The sequence below is a fragment of the Hyphomicrobium sp. genome (assembly GCF_036833075.1).
Taxonomy (GTDB): Bacteria; Pseudomonadota; Alphaproteobacteria; order Rhizobiales; family Hyphomicrobiaceae; genus Hyphomicrobium_C.
Genome location: NZ_DAITQL010000104.1, coordinates 1 through 12,466 on the forward strand (window position 1 = coordinate 1; position 12,466 = coordinate 12,466).

The 12,466-nt window shown below is 58.8% G+C and carries 10 protein-coding genes; 4 read left to right on the forward strand and 6 right to left on the reverse strand.

Annotation, left to right across the window (positions count from 1 at the left end; translation table 11 throughout):
* Positions 1–107: 107 nt before the first annotated feature.
* The 5 genes from V7082_RS19480 to V7082_RS19500 all read right to left on the reverse strand — a co-directional run bounded on the left by V7082_RS19480 (position 108) and on the right by V7082_RS19500 (position 9,353).
* The gene (locus V7082_RS19480) at positions 108–4,025 is read right to left on the reverse strand and encodes an ATP-binding protein (protein ID WP_334151164.1); all 3,918 of its coding nucleotides are present in this window, start codon (positions 4,023–4,025) and stop codon (positions 108–110) included.
* A gap of 116 nt (positions 4,026–4,141) precedes the next feature.
* Positions 4,142–4,819 (reverse strand): hypothetical protein, encoded by a 678-nt coding sequence (locus V7082_RS19485; protein ID WP_334151166.1) that lies wholly within the window; start codon positions 4,817–4,819, stop codon positions 4,142–4,144.
* Between the two features lie 67 nt (positions 4,820–4,886).
* Positions 4,887–6,041: a hypothetical protein gene (locus tag V7082_RS19490; protein ID WP_334151167.1), complete on the reverse strand. Its 1,155-nt coding sequence runs from the start codon at positions 6,039–6,041 to the stop codon at positions 4,887–4,889.
* Positions 6,041–7,312 carry a hypothetical protein gene (locus tag V7082_RS19495; protein WP_334151168.1) on the reverse strand — a complete coding sequence of 424 codons (1,272 nt, stop codon included), beginning with the start codon at positions 7,310–7,312 and terminating at the stop codon, positions 6,041–6,043. Before V7082_RS19495 ends, V7082_RS19490 begins: the two co-directional genes overlap by 1 nt.
* A 34-nt stretch (positions 7,313–7,346) precedes the next feature.
* Positions 7,347–9,353, reverse strand: coding sequence for an ATP-binding protein (locus V7082_RS19500; protein WP_334151169.1), 2,007 nt, complete (start codon positions 9,351–9,353; stop codon positions 7,347–7,349).
* Positions 9,354–9,973: 620 nt separating this feature from the next.
* On the opposite strand from V7082_RS19500, the gene V7082_RS19505 reads away from it, so the two are divergent.
* From V7082_RS19505 to V7082_RS19520, 4 genes are all read left to right on the forward strand, one after another.
* The gene (locus V7082_RS19505; protein WP_334151170.1) at positions 9,974–10,645 is read left to right on the forward strand and encodes a DNA methyltransferase; all 672 of its coding nucleotides are present in this window, start codon (positions 9,974–9,976) and stop codon (positions 10,643–10,645) included.
* A gap of 74 nt (positions 10,646–10,719) precedes the next feature.
* Positions 10,720–11,010 carry a hypothetical protein gene (locus V7082_RS19510; RefSeq protein ID WP_334151172.1) on the forward strand — a complete coding sequence of 97 codons (291 nt, stop codon included), beginning with the start codon at positions 10,720–10,722 and terminating at the stop codon, positions 11,008–11,010.
* 268 nt (positions 11,011–11,278) lie between these two features.
* The gene (locus V7082_RS19515) at positions 11,279–11,494 is read left to right on the forward strand and encodes a transcriptional regulator domain-containing protein (RefSeq protein ID WP_334151173.1); all 216 of its coding nucleotides are present in this window, start codon (positions 11,279–11,281) and stop codon (positions 11,492–11,494) included.
* Between the two features lie 46 nt (positions 11,495–11,540).
* Entirely contained in the window at positions 11,541–12,062 is a 522-nt protein-coding gene (locus V7082_RS19520) for a DUF2285 domain-containing protein (protein WP_334151175.1), read from the forward strand.
* A gap of 7 nt (positions 12,063–12,069) precedes the next feature.
* On the opposite strand, the gene V7082_RS19525 is transcribed toward V7082_RS19520, so the two are convergent.
* Positions 12,070–12,357, reverse strand: coding sequence for a DNA -binding domain-containing protein (locus tag V7082_RS19525; RefSeq protein WP_334151177.1), 288 nt, complete (start codon positions 12,355–12,357; stop codon positions 12,070–12,072).
* Positions 12,358–12,466 lie beyond the last annotated feature (109 nt).

Genomic DNA, 12,466 nt, shown 5'->3' on the forward strand with positions numbered 1-12,466 from the left:
TGGCGGGCCGAGAACGACGAAACAGAGAACTACGTCTACGCTATACCCCGCTAAATACAATCTGAGTATCGGACGGGCGTTTAGCCGATTTAATCCCGATATGCATTTTATGTCTGGTCGTACAGCACGCCTAAAACCCGGCGCGCGGAAACCATCGCTGGCGTGCCGGCCGCATTGTCCAATACCTCGGTGGCAACCACCATCGACGACCCAAGGCCGCCGATCGTCTCGAACTGACGGAGGTGTGAGAGGCTGCCGGAAAGGCTCGCGCCGACGCGCTTGAAGATGCTTGTCCCATCGTTGAGCGTCACGGCGACGAGTTTGCCTTCCCATGTGTTGAGTTCGCTTGGGGTCAGTTCAGCTCCGCCCAGTATGATCTGGCCGGGTAATGCGAGGGGTACGGCACTGTCTTCGCGGACACGATAGGCGACCTCGATCCGACCGAGTTCCGGCGCCGTGTCGATTGCTGTCGCTTCGCCACCACCGGATGGTGGGGCCATGTCGGTGAAAATGGCGCCGACGATGCGGAACAGCCGAACCTTACTCTCATCATAGGTCATCGTCGGACGCGGGGTTCTAGGATCGGGCGTTTGCGCGGCCAGCGAAATTCCGAGCGAACCGGGCGCCTTGAGCAACCGGCGCGCCAACACATTGCCTTGGTGCCGAGCAATCACGAGGTTGCGGTCGCGACCAGGATAGGCTTCCGCCTCTACAATGGCGACCGTCCCCGAGGGAACAGCGAAGCCCAGTGTCTCACCTCGAACGTAAAACAGAGCCTTTCCGCCGAACCATTCGCCGTTGAGTTGTTCGGTGGCCATGTCCTGGGAGCCGCCGGCCGGGACCGAACGGGAAAAAGCTGCAATGTCGGGGCAGATCGGCACCGAAAATGTCGGTCGCGCCATCATCGGCAGCGACACGACGTTCGTCTCCGAGGCATCGCTCGGCGCGAGCGGTTCACGCCAGCGATGCAGCCGGAACTGCTCGTGCACCTTCTCGATTCCAGTTCGCAGGCGGACGAATGCAGGTTCGACGTCTTTGACATCGACATATGTGATGGATGCCCGTTCACTATGATGGGCCTTGTTGAGGACGCGCCGCGGAGCCGCCCCATCGACAAGCCCAGGGTCATCGACGAAACGCCGCAGTACCGGATTGGAGAACAACTCGCCGCCGCCATTGGTTATCAGCGCGCGCAGTCGATCAAGCAGAGGGAAGAGGGTGAGCGCCTGCGTCGATGTCGCGTGGGCCGGCTCCGCCAAATCATCGAACAGATCGCCCAAACGCGCTTCGATGAAGACGCGCAGGTCTGATGCATAATCCTGCGCCGTGACCGCTGAATCGGGATTGTTGATGAATGCCTGCCGGCGCCGGTCGACCTCCTCGATGGTTGGCGACAGGCTCAGAGTCGGATGCACGCTGTTGACGGCGTGAACAGAGAAATGCTGGACCCGATCGGCCGCACGATTCTCCGCAACGACCGAACGGGCGAAACGGCGGTCATGGGTGGTGACGAGCAGTTGGGCGCCCGCCTCGGCAACTGCAGCAAGCCCATGCGCCAGTCTCTGACGATTGTCGTGATCGAGCAACTCCTGCGGATCGTCGAGAATGAGCAGAGAAAGCCCGCCACGTGTTGCAAGTACATGTTCCCGGAACGCGAGAAAGAAGCCGAACAGTGCACCGCGCAGGGCGGAGGCGTTGGAAATGTGCTGCGCTGGCGCGGCGACACCCTCGCGGCCGACTTTGAGGTCCAGCACGCCTCGCGCGTTCATGTCCGTGCCGATGAGGTCGGGCGCAAAAATCGTCGCATTACGATAAATCGCGCGGCGCCAGTGCTCGGACCGATTGTAGAGTTTGCGGCGCAGCGTGTCGACCTGTGTCTGCGCCAAACCGCCGAGAGGGACGAGAAGGTTGAGCGCCGCGACCGCCCGCCCGCAAGCCGCGATACGCCCTTTTTTGGCGTCATGGTCTTTGCGCGCAGCTTCCATGCGTCGAACCTGTTCGCTCGCTGAATTGAGCGGGGCGACGCCTTCCACGATCCGAAGAAGCGAGGTTAACCGCCTGCCGATCGCCCGAGCCGCGTCTGCGTCTCCATCGTCGCCACGTCGCACCGTGTGCACAAACGTTGTCAGCACCGTGCCGTTCTGCTCCCGCCATTCGGCGAAAGCCAAAGCACGCACGGTGCGATCGATCATCTGTTGCAGCCGGACAGAACCTGCCCGCAAAGCGGCAGGCAGTGATCGACCAGCCGGTTCTTGAAACTCTGGAAGTGCGGCGAGCCGTGCATCGATCAACGCAACGGCATCAGGGCGTAACGTCGCCAGGGTGCCGAGGAACGGTTCCGTTGCAAAAAGATCGTCAGCCAGACCAGCCCGAAGCAGCGCGGCAGGAGACGTGGGTAGGTCATTGCGTACTTCGCCGCTTATCGCCGGCGGGAGTTCCTGAAGGAGGCGCCCGCACCAATGCGCCGACCATTCGGCAATCGTCCGGGCGATCACCTCCCGGTCGCGTGCCGCCTCGGCAAGATGGTCGGCTACGGGCGCACCTGTCACTGGATCGCACGCGCCGTGAAGTTGGCCGACGCAGACGGGGCAAGTGCCGTCGTCGACATGAGCATGGTCGTGCATCCATGCCGAGACCTTGGCATAGAGTTGAGCACGACGCGCCCGATCGGGATCGGCAGCCAACGTCGATAGCGTCGTGGCTTCAGCCTCCACCTGCGCCAGCAATGTAACGACTTTGGCGGTCTCGGTAGCATCAACCTTCAGCGCGGAGAGGCGGGCGATCGACGGCAATTCACCGATGACCCTGAGCCCTTCGATTGCCGGGCGGATGCTCGCTTCCAGATCGTCGCGGGCCTGCTTGTTCTCCGGGTCAAACCCTGTGCCGAGCACCTCCTGCGCTTCGCGCAGGGCCGTTGCTTTGAGTTCGACGAAATGCTTTGCGATTTCAGCGATTCGTTCTTGTGCTCCTTCGGCATCTACCGTCGGTCGGTCTCCATCGAATGCGATACTCGGTGTTTCGGTGAGGATCGCGGCAAGGTCGTCGACCGCTTGTTGATAGCGGCCCGCGATCTCCACCCTCTGCTTCTCAAGCTCGGGCGTCGCGGTCTTGGCGACGCGGCCGGCCATCTTTTCAGCGTGCCGCGCGAGATCCACCAGGTCAGCTAGGCCAGTTAGTCGCGCGACCGCCTCGCCCAACTGCGATGTCGACCCGACCGAAAGGAACGGTAACAATGCGGGCATGATCGTAGCAATGCGCCATGCGATCGGGTCGATGCCCGTAGCGTCCAGATCAGGAGGCGTTTCGTTGATCTTGCCGCGAGCCGTGCGGGTCTGTGAACGACGAAGCGCCGGCAATGGCGTGCCAGTCGAATCCAAAAATGTAAGTTCGACCCAGCTATCCGCGGGGATCGGCTGGCCATCTGCGGGAAGCTCGGCCGATTTGGGCGGCAACGGGGTGATCGCCGACATGGGGTGCGTCGTGGTCGCGCCATCGTCACGCACAATCTCACATGCAAAATCCAGCGGCCCCTCTTCCGGCGGCCGCTGTGATCGAATCAGGTGGCCGGTCAGGCACCAGACAATCGCATTGGCGATCGAGGTCTTGCCGGAACCGTTTACGCCTTCCAGAAGCGTCACGGGCTTTCTAGGTTCAAGTACGAAAGATGCCGGCGGCGCACTCGGTCGTCCATAGGCGTGTAAGCCTGCGAAGCGGTGCGCTTCGACCTTCGCCAGTCGCAAAGTCTTGATGACGCGGATGCTATCCGCCTCGGCTGCTGCCTCGACAGTCGGCGGTGGCGTGCCGATCATGTCTATGATTGCCTCGGTATCTCCGGCCGACAGGTTCGCCTGCCATCTGCCACGATTTTGCCGATACCAGTCGAGGACCGCCCGCGCGTCATCCGAAGCCATCGCGAGTTCGTCACCACCGCCGAGAGCCACAGCACGCCCACCAATGAGATCAGCGAGCAAGGCGTCGATCGTTAGCAGATGGATGTCGCGCGGTGCTGGCGCAGCGTCGGCCATAATTCCCCCTCGTCGAGCTATACTACTGGCTGATTCTTTTTACCGCATCACGATCCGGATTGCTTATATAAATATTAGACTGGCCATGGATCTCGCTAAATAATAGTTCGCCATTATTATGATTTCTGCGAAATAGGCTTGGCAGTGGCACCATGAAGCCAGTTGACCCAATTTCCGAGGAAAACGCGATAATCTTTCATCGTGATTTGAAGAAAATGAAGGCCGACAACGGCTCTATTTTTTTGCTTTGTGCTAACAAAGCAGAACCTCGTAACCGGTGCCCCTTCCGTCGTTTGGCCGTGGCTGTCGAGGTAGAGGACGCCTCCGTGAGCCAACCCGTTTCGTAGAATGCTGCAGAATGTTTCCGTGGCCAGCGCGCCTGCGGCAGTCAGCGCGAGGTCCGCGGCAAGCGCTTGTTGAATGTCCGTAGGCAGACCTTGCTTGGAAAGATCGGGTAATGCCGCGCCCTTTGGTAAATAGTGATAGCGCCACGCGCCCGCGTTAAAGAAAGGTGCCTTGGCGACAGTGCTCTGACCGATATCCGCTTTTACCGCTCTTGCTAACGAGGCGTCGAGGACGGAATCATTGAGATGGCCAACCGCTCTACTCTTCTGCGGCTTCCATATCCTCTCGATGGGCAAATTCACCATCGGCGTTGAAAGCGCCAGGAGGAATGAGGCGTTCAGCGGAAGCAGCCGTCCATCGGCCTTGTTCGAGACTAAAGGCCAAAGATGTTCAAGAAGTATCTGGCATCTGCGAGGAACGTCGATGCTGAAATTTTGCGGACTACCCATATTCCTCAACCCAATCATTGTACTATCGAATAAAGATAGCGGTCCCTCTTAAAGCATGCGGTCAGCGCTAATCGTCACCAAAGAGATTGGCTTGCGGTGAAACGTCTTTCTGAACCTGCTCGGTCATCGCCTCGGCGGATGCGATAGTTGCGCTAAGGTTCGATTTCCATGCATTCGCGAATCGTTGACGATCGACATTTGCATAGTCGAGAAGTGCTCCGAGCATCGATTTGGTTTGGACGCTGAGGCCGTCAAACGTCGGCAGCGCGATGTGGTAGCTTGCCATTTCAAGCTCGCGCCCAGTCACGAAAAGCTGGTCCGATTTTAGGAGCCTTACCGCTTGATCCGCAACGATTTCCGCCGGGATTTGATCCAAATCCCGCTTTAAGCTGGCTTCTACTGCCATAGCGGTTCCCCTGCCACCGGGCGCGTACTTTTCGACCAGCGCCATAGCCAAGCGAAGCGTCTGCTGCCCATCGTCATTGCCCAATGCACCCAGCCGCACAGCCCGCAGGATCAAGTCCCGCCTCTCGTCTATTGTTCGAAATGCCGCACCGACGCTGACGTAATCGAGGCTCTGGCAAGCGATGGCTCCAGCAAGGTAGGCCAAGCGGCCAGCTGAGCGAGCGGCCTGTGAGTCCGGATGGTAAGCAACGGCGGCCGTCGCCAACCGGGAGAAGCCTTCCAAAGCTCTGACCGCTGACGGAGCGCCAAAACCCTCCGAGAGCGCCGATAGTATATCAACTCGTGCGTCTTGGAGGTTCTTATTTCGGAAGCCTTTATCGACTGCCTGCAATTCAGCGATCAGCTGCTCATCACCCATTCGCTCCGAATATAGTACCGCCTGGCTGTTCTGAATGCGTTGAATGTCTGTGCCGTCAATCAGTTGTAGGTCCAGCTTCTCTGCGACAGACCGTAGACTTTTGCGCTTGTCGGTCGTCGCAACATAAGCTCCGTCCACGTCGAGCGCATCGGCCAGCCCACTCGTCCAAAAGATGCGCTCAACTGCCTTTGGGCGTTGCTTGTATTTTATGTCGCAAATCTGCACCCGCCGAGACGTGCCGGTCGGGCGCTCATATAACCAAAGGTCGACGTCAGTAAGGTCTTCATCGGCAAAGCGAAATGGAACCCCGCGAATGACAAAGAAACCGGCACGCAGAAAGTAGGCGCGCAGCACCTCCTCCAAGACAGCCCCCTTGGGCGTTTGCACCTTATCGTTCATCACAGCACCCGCCCGCCACGAACGGCCTCTAGCACATCCCGCGTCGCTCGCTTGCTCAACGGGGATTGGTTCTTACGAATTGAGGTGCGGCTCTCTTCGGGTCCGATGTATCCGGCCATCGGCGCGCTGGGCAGGTCGGCTAGAGATTGGGCATAAGCGTTCCCTTGCGTGAGCACCTGCAACGCAAGCTCTCCCACCTCCCTTTTGAGCAGCCGCAGATAGTAACGGTTGGCGTAGTTCGCGTCACGCCTGAGCTTGACGACGCCATTGACTTCAAGAACCCGATAGTCCTGTCCGATGGAAGTCGTTGGCCCAACCTCGCGGCCGGAGATCAGCTTGTTCACAAGTGCAGGAAGTTGGGTGATCCGGCCTTGGGAGGATGACCGAGAAACCATGCCGTAGGTGAGCGCCGCCACGAGAGACTTCGCCATGTCGAAGCAATCATCCACCATCGGATCGACAAATTTATGAAAGGCGGCGGGCGCGGTGACGTAGACATGGCTGCCCTGCTCGTTCGTGACCTCGTTGAGATCATAGACGGCTGCCGCAACCAGCTTCTCAAAGAGCGGCTTCGACAGAACGTGCTCAACGTGCTGGACACTCAAGCATCCGCTCTTGGATAGTTGTTCTGCGACCTCACTGACCAAACGCTGTTCGGCATCGGTGAGGGAGTTTAGTACCTTCTGGGTTTTGACGACGGACGATCGGCGGAAAAGGTTGCCGTTGAACAGCAGCCGGTCGTTTCCATCCCCCTCCTTATCGACAAATCCGATGCCCTCGGCGCGATCGAGGAAATCGCCGACCTGGGCATTCGTGAGTTTATGCGTATCGCCGATCCGTTGCGAGACATCGGCGCGCCGGATGGGCGCTTCGGACGCGACTTCCGCCAAGGTGATTGACGCTTCTTCGTAGGTGCTCGGCTCGGCCTCGTTGTAGATGTCGGTGGCATGCCCAAGCGAGCCGCGCGTCGTGACGCCCAGAATAGAGATGTCGTCCTTGGACTGGTCGATCAGGCGCTTCCGCTCAAGCACCTGGAGAAGCCCATTCAGCTCCAAGCGCGGATCGAGACCCGAGGCCACAGCGATAGCGCGCGCTTCAACCTTGGTGACGGTTGCCTGGTTTGTTTGGCCGAGTTTCGTAAGCAGGGTCGCGGCCTTCGCCGCCTCGTTGATAGCGGGAAACTCCGCTGGTCCGTTCACATCCAGAACGAGCTTGCGACCGTGGTGGATTACCCACGCGCCCTTTATTTCCTTGTCGTTCGCCGTTCCCATAAATCCCCCCCCCTCGTATTTTGTTCGTATCTTTTCAGTCTATTCCGAGTTTATTGAAGAATATCTTGTTTCGCATTTCTGCGTCCCGAAGAAGCTTAGTCCAACTCAAAACCTCCATATAAAGACTGTTATTGCCGAACCATCGAAACCATCCAAGTCCATCGGGCATAGGTGTAAAGTCTTTCTCGAACTCAAGCCATTTCCTGACCTTGGCGGTCAGGTCGCAAACTACGTATCCGTAAAATGGCGTCGTGCCGTTGACGATAATGTCCCGTCCTGCGGGGGTTTTGAACTTCCCCTCTCTAATTTGGTTCACATAACGAACGATCTGCTGAATGGGGTCTTCCTTCGAAGACGGGTCAGCGAAATTGTCGCGCTGCGGTTTCTTGAACTCGAAAATCGTGATGGGATTGCTGGCCTCATTCTCACCACGAAATGCGACACGCCGGTTGTAGATGGTGATATCTGTTCGGTCGCCGTTAGGTCTATTCAGCGGCTTGTCGGAAGACACGTAGGAGGAAAAATTCAGCCGCTCATCCAGCATCCAGAGATTATGCGCATCGTAGTCGAGGTCTTCTGAATCTTTCTTGCGCCGCATGATGATATCATGCACGTCGCCTTCCGATTTGTGCTTTCCATCGGCGTCGATTTCCAGAGATTTAGAAAAGAGGTCGAGAACGCACTTCCTCATGGAAACGTAGTGGATGAGATCGTTCTTGCTGGTGTCGGAAATGCTATCCATAAGGTGAATGATCTTCTCGCCCAACTCATCGGGGTTTTCTGATTTCAGCAGCGCGGCCACCTGTGAGCGCGTCTGGATTTCCTTTTCGTACTTCTTCTTTTGAAGATGAAGCTCGATATCTTGGTTGGACGGTCGCATGGGCAGGGCGTCGAAATCGACCTCGTTCGCTAGTGTCCGGTGCCAAGGCGCATCGGCCGACACATAGTCGGCGATGCGCGCCTGCTTGCGCCTCTTCCGCTCGGTAATTTCCGAGCCCAACGCCGACTGCGCGATCTCGGCGGCCTTCTGCTCGATCTCGCTTTGGGAAATGCCGCTCAGCAGGTCGTTGTCGGTCTGGAAGCGGAATTCGCCTCTCTCGAGCGACACATTGTCATTAAGGTAGTCGCCGAACACATAGGATTTGATAACGAAATTGCGCCCCTTGGAAAGATCCTGGTCGGGGCCGGCCTCATAAAACTCCTCGGCGAATTCAGGTATATAGGCTTGAAGCGGATTGTCGGTCACCTCGCGCCGGTGCGCGACAAGGCTAACTTTGCTCTTGGCCGACCTCGGCGCATAAAATTTAAAGACGCGCACTTGAAAGTCTTTGGCCTCTTCGTTGGCCGGGAGCGTGAACGTGCCCTGTTCAACTTGCATCTCGACAATCTGGCTGTTCTCCTTCCCCAGATAATCGTTGAGAGAGACGCCGCCGGATGGCTCGTTCGCTTCCCGGATCAAGATGCGCGGACAAGCCCGCTCATTGTCCACGAAATAAGGCAGCAACCGTTCCACGATAACGCGGCTGACGGTATCGAGGCGCTTGTCCGGGAACTTGACCGACTTGATGCCAGAAATCTCGACTGCCGTACCCGTATCCCGTTTTTCCGAAGCAGACGTTTCCTCGTCAACGATGATGTCTTTATCTAGGCCCATCCTGAAGGATCGATCGTGTAACGCATCGCCAACGGAGAAGGTGCTATGCACCTTCACATGGTTGAAATATTTGAGGCAGGTGAAACGGCCGAACCCTTTGCCGCCATCAGCGATCTTTTGTTCGGAATAGAGTGTATCAAAGGAATCACGGTTGCTCTTCGTGAAGCCGATCCCGTTGTCCTTGACGATAAAGCCGTCAATATCCTCAAGACGGTCGATGATATCCGCCTGTCCGCTTCGCAGGATTTCGATCTGAATCAAACCGTTCTTGACGCCCTTTTGGTCGATGGCCTGAATGGCGTTTACCACTAGCTCCACCAACGGTGTATAGACGTTAGTGCCGGCTCGGATGTTCTCGACCAGCCGCCTGACGTTGACATTGCTCATGCGAACTCGCTCGCATCGGGCGGGCTGTCGTCTAGCTTGTCTTTGGATGGGCTCGCCGATGTCATTCTTCGTTCCCTCTCGATTCTCGCTGTGGATCTCTGACGGCAGAGGACGCGACACTTTCGCGGACGTACTCGCGCATAAACTCTCGAAGCACCTGTGCCGCTGGACGATCATGGACTTGGCATGCGGCGACGAATTCGTCCCGCAGATCCCGATCCAACCTGATGCGCAATCCAACATCTTTCTTGGTCATATCGGAAGTGTACCCAATGGATACACTTTTGACTAGATAGATTGCTCTGGAACGAACAATGGTCAGGATGTCCGGGCTTACAGCCCTGTGCGTCCTCATATCCCGATCAAGATCTCCCTCCGACTCCGCTTCGGCTGGTTGCTTGGGGGCGCTGCCCCCTGGCGCGGCGCAAGGGACCGCTGACGCTCGACCGGGACGGTTTCCCCGGCCTTCCTCCACTTCGTTCCTCCGTTCCGTGCAGGCCGGGTGATCCCCCTCCATCCCGGTCGCCCTTGCACCTTTCACCCCCCGGTCTCGCCGACGGGCAAGGGTTCAGGAGCGCGCGCTTCGCTGCTCTGAACCCCAAACCCGAAGGATTAGAGACATGACCAACAGCACCCAAGCCCCCCGCAACGTGATTTTCAACGGCGACTGCATCGAAGTGATGCGGTCTTTCGACCGGGGAACGGTGGATTTCATCCTGACAGACCCGCCCTATGTGACCAACTTCCGCGACCGGCAGGGCCGCACCGTCGCCAATGACGATAACGGCCGCTGGCTTCGCCCCGCGTTCAACCAGATGCACCGCGTTTTGAAGGACGGCGGCTTTTGCGTCAGCTTTTACGGATGGAACAAGGTCGATCTGTTCATGGACGCATGGAAGGCGGCAGGCTTCCGCGTTGTCGGGCATCTTGTTTTCCGCAAACGGTATGCGTCATCGGCCCGCTTCCTTCGCTATGAGCACGAGCAGGCTTATTTGCTGGCGAAGGGCAATCCGACCTTGCCTGCGCAGCCCATCCCCGATGTGCTGGACTACCCTTATACCGGAAACCGGCTGCATCCGACCCAGAAGCCCGTTGAAGCCCTGATGCCGCTTATCGAGGCGTTCACGAAGCCGGGCGACCTTGTGCTGGACCCGTTTAGCGGCAGCGGTTCGACCCTCGTAGCGGCGCAGCAGATCGGACGCGACTGGACCGGCATCGAGTTGGACAACGGCCATTACCACACCGCCACCAAGCGCCTTGCCGCCCTGCAACGTCAGAGGGTGGCGGCATAAGCCACCCCTTTGCACCGGCGCCCGTCACACGGCGGGCGCCGTCATTCCCCAACTTCACGGACAAGGATTTCACGATGCGCTGGATTATTACGGTTGACCATCACGGCGGTTGCATGGGGCTAGGCGAAGACGCCGACGGCGTTCCAGGACGCGGGAACCCGGAACAGGCCGAAACCTTACCGATGGATTTCCGGCTTCACCTCGCAAGCGGTGAGGTGCTGTTTGAAGGCCGTTGCGGTGACATCGACGCGGATTGGTGGCACGGCTTTGAGCCGCTGAATTACCTATGGCAACCGTTCCGGTGCCGCCGCCTGTCATATCGCCGTGCGGGAACGCAAGAGCCGTGGCGCTGGCTTCGCCCTTGAAGCAACCACATGGCTGAAATTACCGCTGCCGACCCTGCCGGGTCGGCGGCTTTCGCGCGTCCAATGGACCGCGCGGTGGAAAACGCGCTCGCCGGGCGCTGCCCGGCTCGCCAGACAATGCAAGCATTGTTAAGAAGGAAAAGACCAACATATTTATCGGGTTACCCGCAACACTTATCTCATTCGTGCGGCTACCCTTACGCCTCGATATGCCGAATCCTTCCTGTTCGGGCGTTGTCTTGCACGCCCGCCATAGGGAGGAGACGCCATGCTAAGCATCGACTGGCGTGCTCCGGCGGCCTACAGGCACACAAAGCATCTGCCCGCCGCCGGTTTCGCCTGGGAATATCTTCGTCGCAACGACGAATACCGCCATGAATATCAGACATTGACCGCGATGCAGCGACCGGATGCCCGCCAACTGGAGGCATTCGCCTTGCGTTGGGGGCTGCGATTTCGCCGGCGATCCCGACGCGCCGCCTGATCTTCAGGCTCCGATCTGGTCGCCGCAGCTCCAGCCACAGGCGGTTATGTTATCGCCAATCGTGCAAGAGGACACCGAGACGGAGCCGGCGGTCACGTTGGCCCATCTTGACGGTCTCGACCTGCGCCGCGCAGCAGACGGCTGGCACGGCATCTGGCGCGTGGACGACGCTACGCACCAGTTCTGGTTGCCCAACGCCGTGCCTGACGCGGCCGCCTTCTACGCCGTGACCTTGCCGCTGGATTCGTTTCTGGAGCTTCGTGCCCATGCCGCGCGCCGCCTCTGGCGGTCGTTGACGCGGCGGCCGCCTGGTCCACCCATCGGCACGCTGCCTGACCAGCTCCGGCAATGGCATATTCTGTCCCTGCGGGCGCTCGACGCCAGGCTACGCGGCGAGAGCTATCGCACCATCGCGGAGGTCCTGCTCGGCTTTCGCGGGACCAAAGAGGATTTCGAGAGCGATCCGCGCAAGAACAAGGCCCGACGTCTGGTTAGCCACGGCATCAAGATGATGCGAGGCGGCTATCGCCTGCTGCTCCATTACCCTGCCAAGCCAGGAAAGTCCTGATTTCACATCACGCCTTGTTGGCGGCAGCCTGCTCCAAAATCCGCTTATAGCCCTCGCGCGATAGCCATTGCGCGCGTTCGAGATGGCTTTGCCAGCACCGATAGGTCCGCAGTTCTTCGGCCTGCGGATCGCGGTGCAGGACGATTCGCGCCACTTCCTTCCAATCCGCATCCTCGGCCTTGGCATCGAGCAGCCGCAGATAGGTCACGAAATGCCGCTCGTCATAGGGGGTGATTTCGTCGCCTGTCGGCGCGATGTCATCCACATCGGGATCAAGTTCGACCGGAACCCGCATCGTCATTCCCCTTTGTCCTGGGAGAGCGATGGCTTGCGGTGCGCCCCCGCAAACAAAACTCTCTGACTCCTGGTGATCGGGGAGTTAGTAACCGTGACTAGACGGCCCC